Source organism: Leptospira noguchii serovar Panama str. CZ214 (assembly GCF_000306255.2).
In the GTDB taxonomy this organism is placed as follows: Bacteria; Spirochaetota; Leptospiria; order Leptospirales; family Leptospiraceae; genus Leptospira; species Leptospira noguchii.
In genome coordinates, this window is record NZ_AKWY02000020.1 from 238,286 (window position 1) to 260,695 (window position 22,410).

Consider the following 22,410-nt stretch of genomic DNA (forward strand, 5'->3'; position numbering starts at 1 on the left):
ATTATATGTGTTTTAAGGAGCTGCAGTGGATTTAAAAATACTTTATAGTAAAAACTTATGAGAGAATTAGAATATTTAGATTTTTTGAAGTATCCAATAAATTGTTTTAGTAAAAAATAACCAAGTGACAAGAGGAACGACTACATTTAAAAATCCGACGATAAAAATCAATGGCCAGGCAAAACTGGAACCCCAATCAAAAGGATTTAGAGCGTGCATTAAATGAATCAGGATGGGGTGTAGAAAAAAAATTCCCATACTATTTTTACCTATAAACGCGAAAACGGAAATAAACTTTTTATGTTTGTTGTTTTCTTGAGAGTTTTCCGCCCAAAAAAATAAAAATAAAAACATAGCTATAGGATAAAAGATAAGATGATTGGAAGAATCAAATTTCCAAAAATAACCCACAATATCCACTACAACTAAATAGAACAAAATTCCGCACAAAAGAATCCTACTAAAAGAGTAGGACAGAGGACCAGACTTTTCGAAAAGTAGTAAAAAATTTTTAGGTTCTTTAAACCACTTTCCGGCAAACATACCAAAGATGAAAAAGAAAAAAAATCCTGTGGGTAAAATCGGTTCTATAGATTTTAAAACCGGGTTGTCAACGTAATCAAAAAAATGATTGGATAAAAAATTTATTAAAAGGGCAAATAAAAAAAAAGTTAAAACTACTTTTGAAGATTGTAAATTAGATATAAATAAATTCAAAAAATAGAATATTCCATAAAATGAAACTAATAGAGGAACAAAGTAATAAGGAGCACACCAGGTTCCGAGTAGAACTCCTTTAAAGAATTCTACTAGTTCTGGAAACGTTCCCAGTTTTATATAAGAAGCCAAAAAACTTACGCCTAAGTAAGGGATTAAAAAAGAAATTAATTTTGGTTTCCAGTAATCTTTCCAGTTCGTGAATTTTAAAAAAATCCCGGAAGAAAGAATAAAAGCCGGAACTCCAAACCTGGATAAGTTAGAAAGAAAAAGAGTAAATGAAGAGGCGCTTTCGTACGGACCAAAATACTGATAATACGAATTCACATGAATAAAAACGATTCCAGTAATGGCAAGTCCTCGGATGAAATCTACGGATTGGCTTCTATTATTTGAAGTTTCTTTTTTTGGAAAAGAAAGTAAGATTTGAGAAGGTATCTCTGAAGTGATGCAGATGATAACTAGTATACAAAGTCCAAATGTATCTATAAGTAATGAAAGGTTAGAAATCATAAAAAGAGTGTGTTTTTTTTAAAGATAAAATTAATATTTAAACGTCAGGATGCGATTTTATGATAAAGAAGTAAATCTTTTAGGCGGTTTAAAAAATGAATACGTTGGAGATTCCAGCTGGTGGAATCGTTTTTAAAGAAGGAGATATGAATAACGCAATGTATGTGATTCTTTCAGGCTCCGTCGAAGTTTTTTTTACTCGGAAAAATACAATCCAACGTCTTGCCGTGATGAACAAAGGGGACTTCTTTGGAGAAATGGCTTTGTTTCGTGCAATGCCCAGAACCGCAACTGCAAAGGCAATTTTAGATTGTAGACTTGCCGTGATAGAAAGTAGACAACAATTAGAAAGATTTCTAGTTAAAAATCCAGATTTTTCTGCCAAGATGGTTCGGATTCTTGCGGATCGTTTGGCACACACGGACGAAATTCTTGGTTCAAAATTGGAAGAATGAAATTTAAAATTCTGTTTGCTATTAGCCTAACATAAATTAGGTGTAGTGATGACTAGACAATTGCAATTTTTTATGTAAAATTTGTGTTTCTCAAACGATTCCAAATAAAATTCAAAAAGTGTATTGTATTTACGAAAGAATTAAATAAATGGATTTTTCTTGAAATTAATGTTTGAAGCGGGTTACAATTCTAAGTTAAGTTGTCTTCTATGAAAAATGTGATCATCACAGGTGCAAGTTCTGGGATTGGAAAAGAATTAGCCAGGCTTTACGCACAAGCTGGAGCGAACGTAGCTCTTACGGCGAGACGAAAGGACGTTCTCAAAAAAATTGTAGAAGAATTGAAATCTTCCGGAGCGAAGGGTAAAATACTTTTTGCTTCTTTGGACGTATCTGATTCGGACCAAAATTTTAAGGTCATTCCTAAATTGATCAAAGAACTAGGTGGTTTAGATCTGATCGTTTTAAATGCGGGTATCTCTACTACCTCTTCATTTGGTGGAAGAAGTTTTGAGGCGGATCGTGCAGTGATTGAGACCAATTTGATTGGTGCTATGGCGGGCGTAGAAGCAGTTCTTCCGATTTTTCAAAAACAAAAATCGGGTCAAATTGTAGCGATCTCTTCCGTTGCATCGTTTAGAGGACTTCCTGGTTCTGCCAGTTATTCTTCTTCTAAGGCGGGATTATCCGTTTATATGGAAGCACTTAGGGGAGAAGTAAAACGATATGGGATTTCCGTCAGCGTAATTCATCCTGGATTTATAGATACTCCGATCAACAATCGGATGAAGTCTCGTCCTTTTGTAATCTCTGTGGAAAGAGGTGCACAAAAAATATTTAAAAGAATTGAAAACAAAGTTTTATCGGCTACAGTTCCTTGGTTCCCATGGGTTTTCCTGGGTTATCTTATGAAAAACATTCCAGAATTTTTATGGTCGAAGATCAGTCTGAAATAAATTTACCCTTTGAAAAACAGAAAGTTAAAAATCCGATCCGGGTTTTATTTGTATGTCTTGGAAACATTTGCAGATCTCCTGCAGCAGAAGGAGCTTTTTGGGATCTGGTCCAAAAAAGAAATTTAGAATCTTTTTTCCTCGTGGATTCTTGTGGAACTTCTAGATATCATATCGGAGAACTTCCAGATCCTAGAACCAGACAGATCGCGCGAAAAAGAGGAATTGAACTGACTCATAGAGCAAGACAGTTTAGAAGGGAAGACTTTAAAGAATTTGATTACATTCTGACGATGGATAAGTCCAATCAGAAGGACGTTTTATATCTCGCGTCTTCGGATGAGGAAAGAAAAAAGGTACAATTGTTTCGATTTTTTCAAAAAGATTCAAAAAAAGATCCAGAAGTTCCAGATCCGTATTATGGAACTTTGAAGGATTTTGAAGAAGTACAAAATATTGTTTCAGATGCCGCAGAAGACTTTCTTGAATTCCTGCTTTCTAGAAAATTGGATTTAAAAACCTAATCCAAGAAGCGGGAGAAAATATTCACAAATGGGTGAATCCAATCAAAAGAAAGTAGTCGTCATAGGCGCGGGGTTTGGCGGTTTACAGGCCGTTAAAAAACTATCTCAAAATAATAATTTAGACATTACCGTAATCGATAAAAAAAATCACCACCTATTCCAGCCGCTTCTGTATCAAGTGGCTACCGCGGTTTTAAGTCCTGCAGATATAGCGATTCCTACTCGTTCTTTGGTAGGAGAAAGTAAAAACGTGACCGTGGTTTTAGGAGAGGCGACTAAAATAGATCCCAAGACAAAAACGGTTTATTATCAAAATACTTCAACAAATTATGATTATCTAATATTATCCGCGGGCGCTAAGTCCAGTTATTTTGGAAACGATCACTGGGAAAAATACACAATAGGTCTCAAAAATTTAAAGGACGCTTTAAAAATTCGTCATAAACTTTTGATCTCGTTTGAAAAAGCCGAATTGTCCGGTGATCCGGAAGTGGTTAAGTCACTTTTAAATTATGTGATCATCGGCGGTGGTCCGACAGGAGTGGAACTCGCTGGTTCTATCGCAGAACTTTCCCATCAGATCATTCGGGATGAATTTCATAAGATTGACCCTGCCTTATCTAAGATTACTTTGATCGAAGCTTCTCCCAGATTGTTAATGACCTTTGATCCTTCTTTAGGAGAGTTTACAAAAAAACGTCTGGAAAGTAGGGGAGTAGAAGTTTTGACCGGAACCAGAGTGGTTGACATTAACGAACGAGGGATTCAACTCGAAGGAAAAATGATTCCTACTCAAACGGTGATCTGGGCGGCGGGAGTTCAGGCAAACAGCATCGCATCTACGTTAGGCGCTACTTTGGACCGGGGAGGTAGGGTAATCGTGGACGAATTTTGCAACATCGAAGGTTATCCTGAAGTTTTTGTAATCGGGGACATTGCCAGTTATTCTAAAGGTTTAGAACGTCCGTTACCTGGAGTTTCTCCTGTTGCGATGCAACAGGGAAGATACGTTGCTTCTTTGATTCAAAACGATCTAAAAAATAAAAAACGAAAACCATTTCATTATATAGATAAAGGTTCTATGGCTACGATCGGTAGAACGGACGCAGTTGCTCAAGTGGGAATTCTAAAAATGAAAGGTTTGTTTGGTTGGTTTGCTTGGCTTTTTGTTCACTTGTTTTACCAAGTTGGATTTAAAAATAAAATTACAATTTTAATCACTTGGGTTTGGTCTTATATCGCTTTCCGTGCAGAAGCAAGGGTCATCCAAGACGAGATCAGTGCGGATAACGGTTAATAGTCGGTTTGATCGAAAGAGGGGAATTGAATTCTGGGACTGAAGGGTTTGTGCATGAATTCCGAGCTTCATTAAATTAATGTTATACGATATTGCTGGATAGGATGTAGACATCCTATCGATCAGAGATTTATCGAAATTAAGATGCTAATTTAAGAATGACTAAAAACGAAATCCTGATTCATTTTTCGAAATCAAAGAATACGTGTTTTGGAAAAAACCTTTTTAAAAACAATTTGGATTTCAAAAAATATTTTCAACTATTTAGAGCTTCGAATCTGAAAAAATAACTGCGGTTTACTACAATATTTCTCAAATTTGAGTTCTGACCGCTCTTTCTTGTCGATGCTCTAGCGTTAAAGACCGCGAAAAAGCAATCAAGACATCCCCGTTCAGGCCAAAAGATATTTCGGATGAAGCTTTTAATTTTTCGGAGAAAATTATCCGTTTTCTAGAGTCTTTTGATAGTGAATTTTATAAATGATCCGGATAATTGAACAGAGTTATTTGATTTTGTTTCCTTAAATCCAAAGCAGAAAAAACTTGAAAAAACGAAACAAAGTAAAAGCCATTCGAGATGGATTCTATGGAGAAAGAAATAAATGAGCGAAATGCTGACTCAAGCGATTTTAAAGGGAGATATTTTAGAGATTCGGAAATTTTTAGAAACCGGTAATTCCTTCGAAAACGTTCAGGTGGTAGATCCGAAGGGCTTTGGAAGGAGCCCTCTCCAATTTGCTGCCATTGCAGAGGCTGACTACGGCGGTTCTTCCGAAGTGACAAAAATTATATTTGAGAATTCAAGTGAGCCAAAACAAGCGGAAGCATTATTTTTCTTCGCTTCCGAAGATAATTACTTAGCCTATACAAAAGTTTTGTTGAAAGCTGGGATTCAACCCGACGTTTCAAAACAAAACCAAACTCCCCTTCAACTTGCGGTGGGAAATCACAATCTTAAAACGACATATTGGCTTCTTGCTTATGGAGCTGATTCGCAAAAGAAAGGGAAATACGGATCCGCTATTGAGATCGCGAATTCTGGTTCCGTATATGAAGAAATACTTAAGTCTGCGATCGAGGGAAAGGTGAAGTCCCCTTACTATTTTCTCGATCTGGAAAGAATCAAAGAAATATTGAGAAGTTGGACGAATTCGATACAGTTATTTTCGGCACAACATAACGATCAGAAGTTTTACGTATTCGGAATCGACGTAGGTCGGTTGGTGGCGAATACGGAAGAAGCGTTTCAAAAAACGTTGCAGTATTATGTGAAAAATTACGGGGATCAGTACAAATCTCAGGAAAAGATACAACATCTCCGATACAGTTCCGGTGATTTTTCGTTTTCTATTCCAATCGTCAAAACAGCGAACACGGATGTAGAAGTCGTAGGACTTGACTTTTCATTTTTAGAGCCACAAAAGGATGAAGATCGTACTGAAAAAGAATTACTCAGAGACGGACTCGTTTTCAATCGAGATTTTATTTTTAAACATACAAAAGTTTCCGACGATTTTAAAATATTTGCATTCGGTCATATTTACTAAAAAGTGAAAACCGAATGAAATGCTTTTTGAATAAATTTCAAGGCACGTTATCTAATTATACTTTCGACTTTTCTTAGTGAACTAACTTCAAGGTTATAAGTTTTGAAATCTTCGAGAAAATTTTATCTTCCGTAATTAGATGTGCTTTCAGTTCGAGAGTGCACTGACAAATATGCGCGTCTGCAACGGAAACGGAAAGTCCTTTGGAATAGAGTTTAGATCTAAGAAGTCCGACTTGAAACCAGGATTGTATTTCGTTTCCACAGAGGGGAAGATCTTCTAAAAAATCCTTCATCCGTTCTTGATCCGATTTGGAACGGATCCCGCTTAAAAGTTCCGCGGCTACCACTGGAGAAAGATAGGCCCTTCCTTCTTTGAGAGCCTCGTCTATGAGTTCGTTTCCCTGAGAAAAATAGCTGATAAAACTAGAAGTATCAATTACGAGAGCGCTCACGACTTACGTCCAGATCGATTTCTATTTTGATCTTGCCCTTTAAGTTTTGGGCCTTATCATAAGCTCTACTTCTTCGAATCAATTCCAGCCCGATCACAATTGTTTCTGTAATGCCCTTTCCGGTCACGTTTCTGGCCTCTTTTAAAAGTTTTTCGGGGAGATTGGCGGTGATTCTTTTGTCATATGTTTGCGCGACCATAAACTGATCTGTATCAAAATACATACGAATGTCAATATAAAAATCGAATTTTAAGAATGAATCGTTTCAAGCTGATTATTTTTACGATTTTAGAAAGTCAATTTGCGGTAAAAATTTATTAGACGGAGATCTTTTCCAAAAATTTTAATGATAAAATACTTTGTTTGAACAAACTTAAATTCGAAAAAAGATTTAAGGAATGCTTAAATATTCACAAAATCGTAATCCATTTTTAGTCCGAATAAAAGTAAATTTTCTCTGCACATCTCCTTCCGATTCGGAAGTTGATTTTTGAACTGTAACTAAAACAGCATAAACCTTTGTAGAACTAAATTCTTCTTTTGAAATAATACAAGAGCGATTGAATCGATCTGGAATTGGGTCTTCCGAATCGATTTTGTAGTTGTTTGGATTTAAGAGTTTTGTTTTTATCTCGGCATTTAAGGATAAAGGTATGTCTTTTTCCAAAAAGGTATCGATTGATATATAGGAAAGATTGGAATAAAATTTATCATAATTTGAATCCTGATATTTGGATTCTTCTTCCGGGGTATTGGTCAAACACTCCGGACAATAAATGCAATTCGTAGAGAGCCTTTTGGTTTCTTTGAGATCGCCTGCGAGAATCGAATTCGCAAATTGGATCCATACTTTTTGTATCTCCGATTCGGTTTGATTTTTTAAATCGATAGAATCCACAATCTTATTTAGATTCAGTTTATAAAATATCGAAAGACTTGCGATTGACATCATCAGCAAAAATAGAAAAATTTGGATTTTATATTTTTTCATAGTTTTTAGAAATTAAGAGCAAATTTTTTGAGTTACTGATCTCTATAAAATTGAGTACCGTTAATTTTATCACAAAACACTGATTCCATGCAAAATATTAGGTACTTTATTATATAGTTATAAGTAGTAACAGTTCTATAAAATAGATTTATTCTAATTCCATCAAGTTTATATTTTATAAGCAGAATCTTTCCGTGGTTCTTATCTTTCTTTTTTCATTAAAACAAGGTGTTCTATATTGGAGGACGTAACGGAATGTTCTTCTTTTCTCTTCAAAAAATTCTTGAATCCTTCTTTCTTACATTGAGAATGCTCCGTGATATGAATCCTTCATTTTGGTCAGGCAAAACGATTGTGTTAACTGGTGGTTCTTCGGGAATTGGAGAATCGATTTTAGAGATTTTATCTAAATTGGATTGTACTCTGATCAATCTTTCTAGAACTGAACCGAATCTTTTAAAACAAAAGAAAGGTATCGTTGCCGATTGGATTCATATTTCTACCGATTTAAGTTCTGAAAAGGAAATAGACAAGGCGGTTAAAAAAATTTCTAAAAACTATCGAGGGATAGACGTTCTATTTGCAAATGCTGGTATTACAACTCATTCTCGTTTTGATTCTACTAGGATTGAAACTTTTCGCAAAACCTTCGATATTAATTTTTTCGGTCCTATTTATCTCATTCAAAGATTATTACCTCAGATCAAATTAAATCGAGGCTCCGTAATTGCTACATCTACTGTAAGTGGGTTATACGGAATTCCAGGAAGAAGTGCTTATTCTTCTTCTAAGTCCGCGTTACACTCAGCTTTGGAAGCGGCAAGGATCGAACTTTCCGAAGACGGGTTGTCGTTTATCATTTTTTGCCCTCCTTATACTAAAACAAAACTACGTTCTTCCGGTTTGGATGGAGATGGAAACGTTTTGAACGAATCGCAACATTCTAGTAACAAAATTAGATCTCCCGAAGAAGTTGCATCTAAGATGATCAATTCTGTGGAAGATCCAGAATCTAGGCTGGTTATCATGGACAGCTCCGGTTTTTTTCTAAAATGGTTAAGAAATTTTGCACCCGCGTTTTTAGAAAGAACTCTATTCAAAAAACTTTATAAAGATTTTCACTAGAAGGAAAGTATGGAAACAAGAAGTATTGTCAAAGAATTTCAATTTGATTATCCTCTTATGAGGGTTTGGAACGCGGTTACCGTAAACGAGGAATTGATTCACTGGCTTGCGGATAAGGTAACGGGTCGTCCTAAAGAAGGAGCAAACTTTGCTTGGACTTGGAGGCTTGGGATGGAAGGAGATCTTACGACTAACGGTATTTATAAAAAGATAATTCCTTTTAAAGAATTGATACTGCTTTGGCAAGATCATCCTGCGGGAGAAATAGAATTGAAATTGGAATTTCATTCTTTAGGTGAGGATTCCTCTAAATTGGTTGTTATCAATTCAGGTTATCCGGTTGGAGATAAGTATGACGTGTGGGTCGAAGCCGCTTCTGAAGGTTGGGAGGAAGAGGGAAAACATTTGAAGGACTATTTGAAAAAATCTTGAACGCCTAAGGCCTCTTAAAAGGATGGTAAAAAGAACCTATTAGGAAAAGGTGATTTTTACCTGTGGAACTACCCGAATTAGAGACTTACTTTCAAACCCTCACAGATCTTACTGATGCGATTGCAGTTGTCAATTCTCCTTACGAATCAGACTTCGATTTTGATATCGGACAGTTAGAGCAATATTTTACAGACATCACTTCCAGACCTTGGGAAACTTCGGATAGAGATTACTTCAATCTTTTTTCCAGTCACTTTACGTTTCATACTAAGATCGTGGAAGAAATCATTCATGAAGCAAGAAGAGTTTTGATGCCTGAAAGAAGAATTCATGTAAAACGTCTGGTCACTTATCATAAACACGCGGAAGAATGGTTTGCCGAGTTACAAAAGAAACGCAGACAGTTTTCTCAGAAAGATATGGTAACTGCCTGAGACAGTCTTTTACTTTCTATAAAATCTGAGCCGGTGTTCCTACCGGCTCTTTTTTTGTGATTTGTTTCATGTTCTTCTCGCCAAAACGTTCTTTGTCGGAATTTCTCATTGCGATTTGTTTTTGCGAAATTCACTGTTGTGTTCGCTGAACTAAAAGAAAGTGATTGATAGGTTAGGATTTTACGGTTAAATACAATTTTGTGTTAGTTCCTACATTTTGAAAATAGAAAACGAATCCTGTGTAGGTCCCTACAATGAGTTTCAAAAAAATTTTAATTGCAAAAAGTATAATTTTATGACCGGGAGAATCTCTTGAAATCAAAACCGTTTCTTTGGTACCCAGTTCTTTTGTTTTTTGCGATTTTTTTATTGGACAAACTTTTCTTTTTAGATCAGGTCCGAGATTATGTAAAACAAGAATTCACTTATATTTATTACGACGTCAAAAAGGAACTTCTTAAAGAAATCGTTTCCAAGTACGGTTCCGACGGAGAATATACTAAAAACCCCGAAAAAAAGAAAAAGCTAATGATCCTTATGGGATCTTCTAGAATGCTCTACTTTCAAAATTCAGATCTTTTGGCGTTTTATCCTGATTGGGATATTTATAATCTTTCTTCTGCGGTTACGACTCCGGCTTATTATTTATACTTTCTCGAAAAACTCGTAAAAGACGGAGGGGTTCACCCAGATCTGATCGTAATAGAAACGGACCCGTTTCAGTTTAATAAAAACAGCACTACATTCAAAAAATCAAATTTAGCAAATAGTTTTGATCCTATCTTTATTATAAAATATGCATGGACTTTTGGAAAAGAAAACGTAAATTATTACTTTGCCAATTTTCTTTTCGGAGTCAGTTACAACAAACCTTATATCGGCAATGTTATCAAACGTTTCAAGAATGAAAATTCTGCAATGGGCGAATTATTGAAGACGATGACGATCGCCACTCTAAAATCCGATAAAGGAAATGCAATTTCTCCGGCAGGCGCTTATGTGGAAAAAGATTTTGGTAAAATTCAAGAGTCCGCACGTAAGACGATCGGTTGGATTTATCCTTCTTATGCTCCTTCTCCTATGCAGTATGAATTTTATAAGAAAATTTTTATACTACAAAGAGAAGAAAATCTAAGGATCTTATTTGTAAAACCTGGGGTTTCTCCTCCTATGGAAAAAGTTTTAGAAGAATTAAAAATTCCTGAAACTTGGTCACAAAGAGTAAAACCGATTCATGACGATTGGAAAGTTCCTCTCATCGATATGAGTAAAGATCCTTACTACGCTTGTAATTCTTACGCGGATAGCGGACATATTTCTTTGGATTGTTATCGTCCTTTTATTCGATTTATTTTGCTTCATTACTATTTAGATCCAAAATAAAATTGAATTTTTAAAAGTCGAACCGCGACAAATTCAATGTTGTTGTAGCATAATGACCTATTGAAAATTATAAAACTAGATTATGTTTTTCTAAAATACTTAACTTGAGTTTGACGTAAGGAAATGAGAAAAAATTCTAAAAGTATGAGTCTCTGCTCGCGGAACAATTTTGCTGAGTAGTTATCTTGGGTTGTGGTAAGTTAAAAGAAAAGAGTTTTGTTCAATTCAGTAAGTCCGTTGTATCGAGTTTTTGATTCGCCAAGATTCATTCACATGATTAAAGTTTAAACTATTAAATAGCTATTTTATTACGTAGTTCTGAGTAGAATCAACCCACCGTTTCAGTTTTGAATAAAAGTTAGAATGTGGTATTTTTAACAAATAAGTTGAAATCTCAGGATAAGTATATTTCTGATTTTCTTGACTTTTGAATTCTATTCTTTTACGTTTGTGAGAAGTTTTCAAACTTTTAAGGAATAATGATGAAACGATTTTGTTTGGCTATTGTTACGATTGCGATTTCTTATTGTAACTCCACTCCCAATGTGGAGAACAAAGGTAAAGATTTAGAAATTCAAATTCTTCCTCCAAATATTCGTGTGGAAAAGTATAAAGAAACTTTCAACATGAAAGCAGAAGGTCCGGTTGTCACTGATTGTGGTGGTAAACCTTGTTCTCCCGAACAGTTAGACGGTTTAAAACCGGATCAGATCAAAAAGTTCAAAAAGAATGGAGCTTGGAAAGAATATCAGGAAAAAGAAGATTCCGCTACGAAAAAGAAAGTTTCTGTTCTAGTTCGAATCGGAGAATATAAGGATGATAAAAGGGAAGGTTCTTGGAAAACTCTTTACGAAACCGGCGAGGTGTTGCGTGACACTCCTTATGTAGGTGGTGTTAAAGAGGGAGAAGAAAAGAAATTTAAAAGAGACGGTGTTCAAACAGAGAGTGTTGCTTATAAAGCCGATAAAAAAAATGGACCTTATTGGAAAAAGAATAACGAAGGTTTGATGGATGAAGAAGGTTCTTATAAAGACGATCAAAAAGATGGTCTTTGGACGGAATACTACGCAGACCCAGGTCAAAGCGGCGCTAAGAAAAAAATTTCTAACTATTCCAATGGTTTAAAACAAGGCCAGGAAATTTCTTATCATAAGGACGGAAATACGGTTCAAAGTGAAGGTTCTTATAAAGACGATTTGAAAACAGGCACTTGGAAAACTTACTATGACAACGGTTCGATTCAGACGGAAGGCGGTTATAAACCTAAGTTAGAACCTGGAACCGAAAAAGAAAAAGATCCAAAAGAAAAAAAGGCGCTTCGTTCCGGTTATTGGAAAGAATATTATAAAAATGGAAATATATTTGCCGAAGGTCAAAGAGAACATACTCGTAAAGGGGTTTGGAAATTCAACTGGAGCAATGGAAATCCTGCCTACAAAGGTGAGATGATGAACGAGTTTATGATGTCCTCTGCGGAAGCGTATAACAAAGAAGGACAGTTGATCGGAAAAGGAAAACTTCAGTTCTCCATCATGAACATAGATGAGGCTACAAACGAACTCAAAGCGAGTTATAAACCAGACATCCCGTTTACGTATTATAAGGACGGTAAAAAACAATTCGAGATCGTAAGTGATTCTAAGGCGATCGAGTACGACGATAACGGTTCTAAAACCGGAGAAGGGCCCATCATGATCGGCACGAATAAGAAAAACGGTTGTTGGACTGTTGGTTCTGGAAAGGTGTATTACATCAACGGAAACGAAAACAAAAGAATGGGAGAAATGCAGGGTTGTAAATAATCAATCGGCGGCTTAGAAAACGTCGTATTTTTTAGTTTAAAAGGCGTTTTCTAAGTTTTATAAAAGTTCTTTCACGTTTAAATAAAAACCAGATTTTAGAAGAGAACGTTTTTTGAAACTTACCGATAATATTGTATGAGCACTGAAAATTCTTCTCGATTCTTTTGGAAACGAGACTTAGCGATTTTTATCCCTACAGCGATTTTGTTTTTTATTTTGGGTTTTTACTTAAGAAATTGTAATTCAGGAATTCAAAGAAGCGCAAAGGTGACGTATAACGGATCTTTTACGCAAGGTGTATTGGTATCTATCGATTCTAAGATTTTAAAAATCGCCGAACCGGATCAAGAAATTCAAACAGATCTAATCGAAAAAATAGAATTTATAGCCGAAGAAAAATCTTCCGATTCTGCTGAACTTTCTGCAAACGATAAATTATTTGTAGGCACGTATCAATTGAACGTAGGTCCTCACAAAGGTACTCTTCAATTTTTTGGTGGAAAAAACGGAAAACTCTACGGGGTTCTAAAATTTTCAAACTGGGGAAAAGGAAAATCAGAATTTTTGAATGGAGTTTTTACGAAAGGAAATCAAATCCAATTCGTTCGTTCTTGTGCAGGTATCAAATGTTCGGAGTTAGGTAGTAACGTTCCATTTTCTCAAAAGTATATAGGAGTTTTAGAAGGCAGATCGATTTCAGGCACTTACCGAGGTAATAATAGTTCCGGTAATTGGGATGCAAAAAGGTAACAGAAATTAGCAAGTCGCTCTCGTTTTTCTTTGCAAAACAGTCTTACAAAAAATATATTGAGTATGATTTGTAAAAACTGATTCTTTAAACTGCATTCTAAATTATATATATAAAGATTTGTCTCGGCACAAAGTTTTTGGTTTGTATAGGCAAATTCAAACATACTGTACTCTGTATAAAACGAACAAAGTAAAGTTTGCACTCTGAATTCGCTTGAAGCAGATCTTAGGTTATCGAATTCTTACCCTATGGAAAAAGAAACACTGGAAGATGCCAGGATCAAACTGGAAACTCTTAAACAAGAGTTGGGAAAAGAAATTACGGGACAGGACGAGGTTATTCGAAACGTATTGGTTTGTCTGATCTGTCAAGGTCATGTACTTTTGGAGGGGATGCCCGGACTCGCAAAAACATTACTCGCTAGATCACTTGCAAGTGCTCTCGATTTAAATTTCAAAAGAATTCAATTTACGCCGGATCTTTTACCGGCTGATCTTGTCGGAACAGTAGTATTCAATCCAAAAACCACAGAATTTGAAACTAGAAAAGGACCTGTGTTTACAGGAGTTTTACTTGCAGACGAGATCAATAGAGCCCCGGCTAAGGTTCAATCTGCTCTTCTGGAAAGTATGGAAGAAAAGACCGTTACGATCGGAGACAAAACTTATAAATTAGACAAACCGTTTTTAGTAATTGCAACTCAGAACCCAATTGATCAGGACGGAACCTATCCTCTTCCCGAAGCTCAGATGGATCGATTTTTGATGAAGATCAACGTAGATTATCCAACGTTAGAAGAAGAAGTTTCTATTTTAGATCAACACGGAAAACTAAGCTCGGTAAACGGGAAGATTAAAAAGACTGTCTCTTCCACTGAAATTTTACGACTATCCTCTATGCTCGACGAAGTATTCATCGAAGAAAAAATCAAATCCTATATCGTTCGATTGGTTCGAAACACAAGGCCGGAAGAAAGAACCATTCCGGAACTCATTCCATATATCCGACACGGAGCTTCTCCAAGAGCTTCTTTAAGTATATTAAAAAGTTCTAAAGCAAATGCTCTTTTGAGCGGCAGGACATACGTCACTCCGGAAGACGTAAAGACATCTCTTGTAGAAATATTAAGACATAGAATACTACTTACCTTCGAAGCAATTTCAGAAGAATTGAATGTAGAGTCCTTGATTCGCACCGTTGTGGAGGCCACTCCGGTTCCTTAATTTTGTATGATCCGTAAAGAATTCTTATCAATTTTATCAAACCTAGAATTGGAACGTAAGTCCCGTTCTTTTAAAGAAAAGGCCGGAAACGCGGAAAGTTTTAAACGAGGAAGGGGGCTGGATTTTAAAGATGTAAGACTCTACGATTTTGGAGACGATACAAGACTGATCGATTGGAATGTAACTTCTCGTTTTGGAGAATTGTATGTAAGAGAATTTTACGAAGAAAAGGAAAGGCAAGCCATCGTTTTTTACGATATATCTTCTTCTATGGAATGGGGTTCGGGAGAATTTTCTAAAGCAGAAAATGCCTTTCAGGTTTTAGCTCTTATCTCTTTACTCTATGTACAAAAAGGAAATCGGGTAAAGATCATTCTCTATTGTGATCGGGTGGAATGGGAAACTGATTTTCTACGTTCTAGAAACGAACTACTTCCGGTGTTACGAAAAATTTCTTCTAAAGAATTGATTCCCAGAAAGTCAGAGCCACTTTTGCCATTTCGATATTTAAAAAATAGAGTCCATAGATACGCAGACGTATTTTTGTTAAGCGACTTTATAGGAGTCCACGGTTTAAAAAAATATTCCAGTCTTAAAAAACACTATTCTCTTCACGCGGTTCGTTTTAGGGACCCTTTGGAAATCAATCCTCCTAAATCATTATTATCTTTTTTTTATATTAGAGATCCGGAAGAATCTGGCGGAGGTCTTTTGGGAAAAAGTCTTTCTCCGAAATTCGAGTTAAAATCGTTACGTTCTTTTTTTCAGACCTCTTTATTGGATCTGACGGAATATGAATTGAAAACTAAGGACCTAATCCGGTATTTTTCGAAATGAAAAAACAGATTCGAATTATAGTATATTCTTGGATTTTAATGTTTTTTTCGAGTCTGGCCGCTGAGCCTGTAGAATCTGTTTCCCCGGAAAAAGTTTTGGTCGCGGAAAAAATCCGATACCAATTAAAATGGAATTTAGAAGAAGTAAAAAATGTTCAAGTCCCGGAGATGGGAATCCATTTTTTAGAAGATTCTCCAGATATACCTTGGTTTGAAATTGTATATTCCGAAAAAAAAGATAATTCTATCGTTGTGGATTTTGTTTTTTATGCCACGGGAAAATTTATGGTTCCGATCTTTTGGACGGATATAAACGGAAAAAAAGAATTTTCTAAAAAGGAAATTTTGATCGAATCTTCAATCCCAACTTCGGATACGGGACCCGCGGATATAATCCCGCCTTTGGCCTTTTCGGGATCTTATTGGGGAAGATTATTTGTCCTTTTGTTTCTAATAGTTCTTTTGATCGGCTTTGTAATTTACGCATATCACATTTATTCAAATAAAAAATTTCCTTTGGACGCGATCATTCAAGTAGAACCAACTTTAGAAAAGGTTGAAATTTATGAAATTCGATTGAACGAACTTTTAAAACAGGAAATAATTTCAGCCCGAGACTTTGCTAGATTATTATCTTATTATATTCGAGAAAAGTCATTTGGTCTTTCTGAAAAACAAACAGCTTCTTTTACGGAAACGGAATTGTTCCATTTTTTATATGATCAATTTCCATTTGAAAAACAAGAACTTCTGAGTTGGAAAGAGTTTTTAACCGAGAAAAAATTTAGACCTGAAAATGTCTACTTATCCAGAGAAGAAGCACAAGAGAAGTTTTTATATTGGAAGGGGATTTGGGATCAAAAATGAATTTTGAATATCCTTACGCGCTCCTACTTTTGATTCCGGTTTGGGCTTGGGCATTTGTATATTATAAAAACAAAATGTATTTAAGAAGGATGGAAATCCGTTTTCCGGGTAGAAGGGAAGGTGTTTTTTCCAAATTAGAACATTTAGGAAAATTTTTACCGATACTACGTCCGATTGCGATCAGTTTGATGATCATTTCACTTTCCGGACCGGGTAAAAAAACTACTTTTCTACCGGAGGAAAAGGAAGGGGTCGATATAATGATCTCCTTGGACGTTTCAGGCTCTATGTCTAGAAGTAGGGATTTTCTTCCCGAAACTAGATTAGGAGTTTCTAAAAAACTCTTAAAAAGATTTATCGAAAAAAGAAATAACGATCGTCTTGGTTTAGTAGTTTTTGCGGGTGCTGCTTATTTACAAGCTCCTCTTACAGGTGATCGAGAATCGTTGAACGAAATTTTAGGAACCATAGAAGAAGAAACAGTGACGGAGCAGGGAACCGCAATAGGAGACGCGATCATTCTTTCTACGTATCGATTGAGAAATTCTAAGGCTCGTTCCAAAGTGATTGTACTTATTACCGATGGAGTTTCCAACACGGGTAAAATCGATCCAGTAACGGCAACTGATCTTGCGGAACAAATCGGAGCAAAAATTTATTCTGTTGGAATTGGAAAAGAAGACGGTTCTTATGAAATTAATTTCCAAATTTTACAGGAACTTTCTGCCAACACTGGGGGGAGGTTTTTTAGGGCAGAAGACCCAGAGGAAATGAAAGCGGTTCTTTCCTCGATCGATTCTCTTGAAAAAGACCCTTTGCAAAATCCTCCCAAAGAAGTAAGAGAAACTGAATATGAAATCTGGCTTTATAGGGCTTTAGCGGTTTTACTTTTGGATCTGATATTACGTGCGTTTTTTCTAAGGTATTACGTATGAATCAAGAGTTTTCTGCCAATTTAAAAAACATTTTTTTTGCTCTTGTATTCGTATGGATAATATATTTAATTTTTAGAATATTTATAATTTATAAAATACGAGAATGGAAAATTTTTTATCCCGGTTTAGAACGTTCTTCTTCGTTTCCGGACACTCGTTTAGTATTGATAAGAATTTTATTAATTTTTGCGGTTTTAGTCTGTGTCTTTTTTGCAGGTCTAAAAACGGAAATGAAAGACGAAAAAAAGGAAGAATCTTTTAAAGGAGTGGATATACTTTTTTTAGTGGACGTAAGTCTTTCTATGCAGGCGGTAGATAATTCTCCCACCCGGTTGGCTAAATTTAAAGAAGTATTACTTAGAATGTTACCCTCTTTATCCGGAAACAGATTTGGAATGATCGTATTTGCAGGAAGTCCGTTTTTATATTGTCCGATGACTTCTGATGTGCCTGCATTTTCTGATTATGTGCGTGGTTTAGATGTGGATATGGTAGGAGATCGTGGAACCGATTTAAAACAGGCTTTTGCAAAGGCGGAAGTGTTGCTTCATTCCGAAAAAGTATTTCGGAATCGAATTTTGATTTTAGTGACGGATGGAGAAGATCAAAACGATCCGAAACCGATTTCATTTCCTGCCAGTTTTCAAGTTTGGGCGGCTGGAACGGAGGTCGGAGGCCCGATCATTTATAATGATGAAAACTCTGGTTTAAATGGTTTTCTTTTGAAGGATGGAACTCTGACTTCAAACTCTAATTCCCCCGGAATCATACATTCTAAGATGAATCGAACTTTTTTAAAAAATCTCGCGGATAAAAACGATGGAAGTTTTTATTCACTGGATTCAAATCCACCCAATTCTGCAATACTACAAAAAGAAATCTTTTCTTTAGAAGAAAACTTATATTCTAGAAAAAAAGATCTAAAACGCGCGGAAGGTTCTGGTAAATTTTTATTTGCGGCTGTTTTATTCCTATTGTTAGATTGGATTTTAGTGGAATTTTTTCTGTTTTCTAAACGGGAATCGGACGTTGTGACATGAAACAAATTCGTACATTTAAATATTTTGTAATTCTAATTAGTTCGGTTTTAACGGCGTCTTTGTATGCGATCGAGTTGGATCCGGGCGGGAATCGGATTGGGGAAGGTTTAGAATATTATAATCAGGGAGAATACTTGGAATCTTTGAAAAGGTATCAGGAAGCAGAGTCTTATTTTCCTGAAGATCCTAGATTAGAATTCAATCGTGGAACTGTAGAATTCAAATCGGGTAACATAGATAAGGCGATCCGTCATTTTGAGAAGTCCGCAGATTCCACTTCTCCCGAAGTTCAATGGAAATCCAGGTTCAATTTAGGAAACAGTTATATGCGTGCCGGAGATCGTAAAAAAGCCGCAGAAGAATTTATCAAGGCTTTAAAACTCAATCCGGATTTAAAGGAAGCCAGAAAAAATTTAGAATATCTTCGTAAAACCCCACCTCCTTCTCAGAATTCTAAAGATTCGGATTCGCAAAATTCTAACTCTAAAAAGGAAAATCGTTCTAAAAATCAAACGGATCCATCCTCAGATAAAAAACAGAAAAACGGTCAAAACGCTGATACTTCGCCTAACAAAGGAGATCGCCTAACTAAAGAGGAGACGGAAAGAATTTTAGATTCTTTAGATTTAAATAAGGTACGCAGAAAAAGCGGAAGAACCAAAGACAGAGAGGTTTTCTGGTGAACCGATTTTGGATCATCTTTTTTTTATTTTGTATCGGTTCTATTTCTGCGGAAGAAACCAAATTTTACGTTACGCGAAACACATTCCCCCTCGGAGAAGAATCCTATGCCGTTTTTGAATTGGATATGGCTTCCAGGTTTTCGATCCCTCAAAAATCCTATTCCAATTCAGACGTTTCCGTAACTTACGCTGGTTCAGAAGAAAATACTACGATCATCAATTTTCAAGTTTTTAGAAAAAGGCTTTTGAAATTTAGAATCCAGGCTTCCAAACAAGGTATGTTTACACTTCCAACTCTCAGTATAGAAGTGAACGGTAAAATGTTTTCTCCTCCTCCCTTAAAGATTCAAGTATTAGAAAGATCTAAAATTGCAAAAAGAGGTTCTTTTTTTGATCGCTTTTTTCATTTTGAAGAGGAGGCTGTACCCGAAAACGCGGATCTAAAAGTAATCTTTCAAACAAGTAAAAAAGAAGTTTGGGTCGGAGAACCTCTCATAGGTTATTTTACTTTGTATTATAGGGATGTGCGTAAACCTTACTTTGACCGAAATCCTGCGGATTCTATTCGTTTTCCGTATTTTCGAAGTGAAGTGATTTCCGGAGTTGCGGTAAAGGTTCCAGATCAGGTTTTATATGAAGGAAATGTATATGATATTGCGGTATATAACAAAGAGATTTATTCTTTAATTCCTCTAAGAGCTGGAGAATTTCAACTCGGTAAAACCACATTCGCTTTGGAAGGTCAGCTTCAATCTTACTTCAACGTAAAAACGATTCCTACAACTCCAAATCAAATCCGCGTAAAAGAACTCCCTAAATTTGAGGGAAAGTTCAGCGGAGCGGTAGGTAAATTTAAAACTCAGGTAAAAATTGAAAACGATCCAAAGACGATTCAAGAAGGAGAAACCTTATATCTAAAACTAACGATCGAAGGTGAGGGGAATCTCTCTTCTGTAGCGGAACCAATTTCTAATTGTAAAGAAGGAAGGAATTGTATCCCAGAAGTAACGTTGTATGACACTTCTCGTTCTTGGAAATTCACCGAGTTAGAAAACGGAGGATACGGTTTTTATTCAGTAGCTCGTTTTGAATATGGGATCCCCATGAGAAATGTTGGGATCTGGAAACAAGAACCAAAAGATTTTATTTTTTTTGATCCAGTTTCTGGAAATTATCAGACGGTTTCTTTTGAGATTCCTTCTGTAAACGTTTCCGTTCGAACGGACAAAAATTCTAAAAGTCAAGAATCTTCCGAAGAAAATCGAACTTCGATTTTTTCTTTTTGGATTTTGACTTTCGTTTTCGTACTTTTATCTTTTGTAATTTGGTTTTATTTCCAAAAACCAAATTCTACTTTTCTAATATCTCTTCCGATTCTTTTTCCGATCTTAGGAGTTCCAATTTTAAAAGAACTTGACTTACAAACGGGAACTAAAAGAGGCTTGGTATTGAAGCATTTCTTGCTTTCCAAAGGGATTTCCGAAAAGGACGTTTCTTTTTTGTTGGAAATTTCAGAAGCCAAATCTGGTTTTACGGAGCTTGCGCTTCCATTGAATCTAAGGGATAAAAGAACTCTGTTACGTATCGCAAATTTTATTTTGAAAAATAAAATGGAGGAAAATTTATGAGTGAAGAAATCAAAGGAAAAATTTCCGTAGAAACGGAAAACATATTTCCGATTATTAAAAAATGGTTATATTCAGAAAAGGATATTTTTCTTAGAGAACTTGTATCTAATGCAAATGATGCGATCACTAAGTTAAAGAAAATTGCATTTTCCGAAGAATTTGAAGGTGGCACCGATTATAGAATTGATCTGGATTTTGATCAGGAAAAAAGAATTTTAACAATAGAAGACAACGGAATCGGAATGAGTTCTGAGGAAGTTCAAAAATATATCAATCAAATTGCGTTTTCGGGCGCAGAAGAGTTTGTAAAAAAATTTCAAGGAGAAGGCGCCAAACCGGAAATCATAGGACATTTTGGATTGGGATTTTATTCCTGTTTTATGGTTTCTACAAAGGTGACTTTAGAAACTAAATCGTATCAAAAAGGTTCTACTGCGGTAGTTTGGGAAAGCGAATCCGGAACCGAATTTTATTTACGTTCTTCGGATAAAACCACAAGAGGAACTAAAATTATTCTTCACTTAGACGGAGATTCTGGGGAATATCTAGATCAATGGAAACTCAAAGAACTGATTCGTAAATACTGCGATTTTCTTCCGGTTCCAATTTACGTTAAAAACGAACAAGCAAATAAACAAACTCCTCTTTGGTCCGAAACTCCTTCCTCCGTCACCAAAGAAAAGTATGATGAATTTTATAACTATCTTTTCCCTTTTTCGGGAGAACCACTTTTTCATGTTCATCTAAACGTAGATTATCCGTTTCGTCTTCAAGGAATATTATATTTCCCTAAACTAAAACACGAGTTAGATGTAAATCAATCTGGAATTAAACTCTATTGTAATCATGTATTTGTAAGTGACGACTCAAACGACTTGATTCCTAAGTTTTTGACTGTACTTAAGGGAACTATTGATATTCCGGATCTTCCTTTGAATGTTTCCCGTTCCTATTTACAAAGTGATCCTTTGGTAAAAAAGATTTCCGCTCATATCGTAAAAAAGATAGCAGATCGTTTAAACGAGGAGTTTAAAAAGAACGAAGAAGAATTTAGAAAGAATTGGGACGAAATTTCCATTTTTGTAAAATACGGAATGTTAACTGAAGATAAGTTCTACGAAGCCGCAAAGGATCTAATATTTTTCAAAACTTCCAATGGGGAAATCGTTCGTTTAGAAGATTATTGGAGTAAAAACAAGGAAAAGAATAACGGCAAAGTATTTTACGCTTTTGAGACTTCTTCCGTATATATGGATTTGCTTAAGTCTCAGGGACTCGAAGCGATTTTAGTAGATTCTAAAATCGATTCTCACTTTATTCAATTTTTAGAATCTAAAAATCCGGACATGAAATTTCAAAGAGCCGATTCCGAGCTTGCCGAAGGGGTAGTGGATAAGGAACATTCTTCCCCGATTGTAGATTCGGATAACAAAACAGAGGCGGACAGAATTCGGGAATTTTTTGAAAAGGTACTAAAACGGGATGGATTAGAAATTAAGGTGGAACCTCTCAAAGCAGAGACTGTGCCCGCGGTGGTTTTACTTCCGGAACATCTGCGTAGGCTGAGCGAAATGAATATGTTAGGCGGTCAAAAACCTCTCGATCTTTTAAAGAACCATACTCTCGTAGTTAATACTCGTTCTTCTCTCGTAAAAAATATTTTAGGTTTGTCTAAAGGACTTAGTTCGACTAAGGCCAATAAGTTGGCTAGAACCGTATATGACATGGCTCTTCTTTCTTCTAAAATATTTGATGAATCTGAATTTTCAGAATATTTAAAAAGGACTACGGAAACTTTAGAAGAGTTGAGCGGCGCTTAA

23 protein-coding genes are annotated in these 22,410 nt (G+C 35.8%); 19 read left to right on the forward strand and 4 right to left on the reverse strand.

Going from position 1 to position 22,410, the window contains the following annotated elements; all coding sequences use genetic code 11:
• Positions 1–75 precede the first annotated feature (75 nt).
• On the reverse strand, positions 76–1,230 hold the full coding sequence (locus LEP1GSC059_RS09805) for an acyltransferase family protein (protein ID WP_020980662.1): 1,155 nt from the start codon (positions 1,228–1,230) through the stop codon (positions 76–78).
• 95 nt (positions 1,231–1,325) lie between these two features.
• Here LEP1GSC059_RS09805 and LEP1GSC059_RS09810 point away from each other — a divergent pair, with 95 nt between their 5' ends.
• From LEP1GSC059_RS09810 to LEP1GSC059_RS09830, 5 genes are all read left to right on the forward strand, one after another.
• Complete coding sequence (locus tag LEP1GSC059_RS09810; protein WP_002180072.1) at positions 1,326–1,685, forward strand: cyclic nucleotide-binding domain-containing protein; 360 nt, start codon at positions 1,326–1,328, stop codon at positions 1,683–1,685.
• Positions 1,686–1,894: 209 nt separating this feature from the next.
• On the forward strand, positions 1,895–2,641 hold the full coding sequence (locus LEP1GSC059_RS09815; RefSeq protein ID WP_002179955.1) for an SDR family oxidoreductase: 747 nt from the start codon (positions 1,895–1,897) through the stop codon (positions 2,639–2,641).
• Positions 2,617–3,162, forward strand: coding sequence for a low molecular weight protein-tyrosine-phosphatase (locus LEP1GSC059_RS09820; RefSeq protein WP_002179901.1), 546 nt, complete (start codon positions 2,617–2,619; stop codon positions 3,160–3,162). Before LEP1GSC059_RS09815 ends, LEP1GSC059_RS09820 begins: the two co-directional genes overlap by 25 nt.
• Before the next feature lie 28 nt (positions 3,163–3,190).
• Positions 3,191–4,459 carry an NAD(P)/FAD-dependent oxidoreductase gene (locus LEP1GSC059_RS09825; protein ID WP_017213407.1) on the forward strand — a complete coding sequence of 423 codons (1,269 nt, stop codon included), beginning with the start codon at positions 3,191–3,193 and terminating at the stop codon, positions 4,457–4,459.
• A gap of 602 nt (positions 4,460–5,061) precedes the next feature.
• Positions 5,062–6,006 carry an ankyrin repeat domain-containing protein gene (locus tag LEP1GSC059_RS09830; protein ID WP_017213405.1) on the forward strand — a complete coding sequence of 315 codons (945 nt, stop codon included), beginning with the start codon at positions 5,062–5,064 and terminating at the stop codon, positions 6,004–6,006.
• Between the two features lie 73 nt (positions 6,007–6,079).
• Here LEP1GSC059_RS09830 and LEP1GSC059_RS09835 read toward each other — a convergent pair whose 3' ends face one another.
• The 3 genes from LEP1GSC059_RS09835 to LEP1GSC059_RS09845 all read right to left on the reverse strand — a co-directional run bounded on the left by LEP1GSC059_RS09835 (position 6,080) and on the right by LEP1GSC059_RS09845 (position 7,451).
• Entirely contained in the window at positions 6,080–6,460 is a 381-nt protein-coding gene (locus tag LEP1GSC059_RS09835; protein WP_002180035.1) for a PIN domain-containing protein, read from the reverse strand.
• The gene (locus tag LEP1GSC059_RS09840; protein ID WP_002179888.1) at positions 6,441–6,683 is read right to left on the reverse strand and encodes a hypothetical protein; all 243 of its coding nucleotides are present in this window, start codon (positions 6,681–6,683) and stop codon (positions 6,441–6,443) included. Before LEP1GSC059_RS09840 ends, LEP1GSC059_RS09835 begins: the two co-directional genes overlap by 20 nt.
• A gap of 168 nt (positions 6,684–6,851) precedes the next feature.
• Complete coding sequence (locus LEP1GSC059_RS09845; protein WP_004443084.1) at positions 6,852–7,451, reverse strand: hypothetical protein; 600 nt, start codon at positions 7,449–7,451, stop codon at positions 6,852–6,854.
• 321 nt (positions 7,452–7,772) lie between these two features.
• Here LEP1GSC059_RS09845 and LEP1GSC059_RS09850 point away from each other — a divergent pair, with 321 nt between their 5' ends.
• The 14 genes from LEP1GSC059_RS09850 (at position 7,773) to htpG (ending at position 22,410) form a co-directional block, all read left to right on the forward strand.
• Positions 7,773–8,576, forward strand: coding sequence for an SDR family NAD(P)-dependent oxidoreductase (locus tag LEP1GSC059_RS09850; protein ID WP_036026903.1), 804 nt, complete (start codon positions 7,773–7,775; stop codon positions 8,574–8,576).
• Positions 8,577–8,585: 9 nt separating this feature from the next.
• Positions 8,586–9,008: an SRPBCC family protein gene (locus tag LEP1GSC059_RS09855; RefSeq protein WP_002179897.1), complete on the forward strand. Its 423-nt coding sequence runs from the start codon at positions 8,586–8,588 to the stop codon at positions 9,006–9,008.
• Between the two features lie 62 nt (positions 9,009–9,070).
• Entirely contained in the window at positions 9,071–9,442 is a 372-nt protein-coding gene (locus LEP1GSC059_RS09860; protein ID WP_002179965.1) for a hypothetical protein, read from the forward strand.
• Between the two features lie 312 nt (positions 9,443–9,754).
• Positions 9,755–10,825 carry a DUF1574 domain-containing protein gene (locus LEP1GSC059_RS09865; RefSeq protein ID WP_002179825.1) on the forward strand — a complete coding sequence of 357 codons (1,071 nt, stop codon included), beginning with the start codon at positions 9,755–9,757 and terminating at the stop codon, positions 10,823–10,825.
• A gap of 482 nt (positions 10,826–11,307) precedes the next feature.
• Entirely contained in the window at positions 11,308–12,627 is a 1,320-nt protein-coding gene (locus LEP1GSC059_RS09870) for an LIC20035 family adhesin (protein WP_020980707.1), read from the forward strand.
• 135 nt (positions 12,628–12,762) lie between these two features.
• On the forward strand, positions 12,763–13,377 hold the full coding sequence (locus LEP1GSC059_RS09875; protein WP_002150854.1) for an LIC20036 family protein: 615 nt from the start codon (positions 12,763–12,765) through the stop codon (positions 13,375–13,377).
• Between the two features lie 249 nt (positions 13,378–13,626).
• Positions 13,627–14,601, forward strand: a complete 975-nt coding sequence (locus LEP1GSC059_RS09880; protein ID WP_017213402.1) for an AAA family ATPase — start codon at positions 13,627–13,629, stop codon at positions 14,599–14,601.
• Positions 14,602–14,607: 6 nt separating this feature from the next.
• Positions 14,608–15,438 (forward strand): DUF58 domain-containing protein, encoded by an 831-nt coding sequence (locus LEP1GSC059_RS09885; protein ID WP_002179866.1) that lies wholly within the window; start codon positions 14,608–14,610, stop codon positions 15,436–15,438.
• Positions 15,435–16,304, forward strand: coding sequence for an LB_053 family protein (locus LEP1GSC059_RS09890; RefSeq protein WP_017213401.1), 870 nt, complete (start codon positions 15,435–15,437; stop codon positions 16,302–16,304). Before LEP1GSC059_RS09885 ends, LEP1GSC059_RS09890 begins: the two co-directional genes overlap by 4 nt.
• Positions 16,301–17,239, forward strand: a complete 939-nt coding sequence (gene batA / locus LEP1GSC059_RS09895) for a VWA domain-containing protein BatA (protein ID WP_002180059.1) — start codon at positions 16,301–16,303, stop codon at positions 17,237–17,239. The genes LEP1GSC059_RS09890 and batA overlap by 4 nt, the downstream gene beginning before the upstream one ends.
• Positions 17,236–18,279, forward strand: coding sequence for a VWA domain-containing protein BatB (gene batB / locus LEP1GSC059_RS09900; protein ID WP_017213399.1), 1,044 nt, complete (start codon positions 17,236–17,238; stop codon positions 18,277–18,279). Before batA ends, batB begins: the two co-directional genes overlap by 4 nt.
• A complete protein-coding gene (batC, locus tag LEP1GSC059_RS09905; protein WP_002179777.1) occupies positions 18,276–18,962 on the forward strand; it encodes a TPR repeat-containing protein BatC in 687 nt (228 codons plus the stop codon). The genes batB and batC overlap by 4 nt, the downstream gene beginning before the upstream one ends.
• Positions 18,959–20,590, forward strand: a complete 1,632-nt coding sequence (locus tag LEP1GSC059_RS09910; RefSeq protein WP_020980661.1) for a BatD family protein — start codon at positions 18,959–18,961, stop codon at positions 20,588–20,590. Before batC ends, LEP1GSC059_RS09910 begins: the two co-directional genes overlap by 4 nt.
• Positions 20,587–22,410 (forward strand): molecular chaperone HtpG, encoded by a 1,824-nt coding sequence (gene htpG, locus LEP1GSC059_RS09915; protein WP_017213398.1) that lies wholly within the window; start codon positions 20,587–20,589, stop codon positions 22,408–22,410. Before LEP1GSC059_RS09910 ends, htpG begins: the two co-directional genes overlap by 4 nt.

Coding starts and splice junctions, on each gene's coding strand:
- LEP1GSC059_RS09805 (WP_020980662.1), bottom strand. CDS start 1,230: ATGATTTCTAACCTTTCATTACTTATAGATACATTTGGACTTTGTATA.
- LEP1GSC059_RS09810 (WP_002180072.1), top strand. CDS start 1,326: ATGAATACGTTGGAGATTCCAGCTGGTGGAATCGTTTTTAAAGAAGGA.
- LEP1GSC059_RS09815 (WP_002179955.1), top strand. CDS start 1,895: ATGAAAAATGTGATCATCACAGGTGCAAGTTCTGGGATTGGAAAAGAA.
- LEP1GSC059_RS09820 (WP_002179901.1), top strand. CDS start 2,617: ATGGTCGAAGATCAGTCTGAAATAAATTTACCCTTTGAAAAACAGAAA.
- LEP1GSC059_RS09825 (WP_017213407.1), top strand. CDS start 3,191: ATGGGTGAATCCAATCAAAAGAAAGTAGTCGTCATAGGCGCGGGGTTT.
- LEP1GSC059_RS09830 (WP_017213405.1), top strand. CDS start 5,062: ATGAGCGAAATGCTGACTCAAGCGATTTTAAAGGGAGATATTTTAGAG.
- LEP1GSC059_RS09840 (WP_002179888.1), bottom strand. CDS start 6,683: ATGTATTTTGATACAGATCAGTTTATGGTCGCGCAAACATATGACAAA.
- LEP1GSC059_RS09845 (WP_004443084.1), bottom strand. CDS start 7,451: ATGAAAAAATATAAAATCCAAATTTTTCTATTTTTGCTGATGATGTCA.
- LEP1GSC059_RS09850 (WP_036026903.1), top strand. CDS start 7,773: ATGAATCCTTCATTTTGGTCAGGCAAAACGATTGTGTTAACTGGTGGT.
- LEP1GSC059_RS09855 (WP_002179897.1), top strand. CDS start 8,586: ATGGAAACAAGAAGTATTGTCAAAGAATTTCAATTTGATTATCCTCTT.
- LEP1GSC059_RS09870 (WP_020980707.1), top strand. CDS start 11,308: ATGAAACGATTTTGTTTGGCTATTGTTACGATTGCGATTTCTTATTGT.
- LEP1GSC059_RS09875 (WP_002150854.1), top strand. CDS start 12,763: ATGAGCACTGAAAATTCTTCTCGATTCTTTTGGAAACGAGACTTAGCG.
- LEP1GSC059_RS09880 (WP_017213402.1), top strand. CDS start 13,627: ATGGAAAAAGAAACACTGGAAGATGCCAGGATCAAACTGGAAACTCTT.
- LEP1GSC059_RS09885 (WP_002179866.1), top strand. CDS start 14,608: ATGATCCGTAAAGAATTCTTATCAATTTTATCAAACCTAGAATTGGAA.
- LEP1GSC059_RS09890 (WP_017213401.1), top strand. CDS start 15,435: ATGAAAAAACAGATTCGAATTATAGTATATTCTTGGATTTTAATGTTT.
- batA (WP_002180059.1), top strand. CDS start 16,301: ATGAATTTTGAATATCCTTACGCGCTCCTACTTTTGATTCCGGTTTGG.
- batB (WP_017213399.1), top strand. CDS start 17,236: ATGAATCAAGAGTTTTCTGCCAATTTAAAAAACATTTTTTTTGCTCTT.
- batC (WP_002179777.1), top strand. CDS start 18,276: ATGAAACAAATTCGTACATTTAAATATTTTGTAATTCTAATTAGTTCG.
- htpG (WP_017213398.1), top strand. CDS start 20,587: ATGAGTGAAGAAATCAAAGGAAAAATTTCCGTAGAAACGGAAAACATA.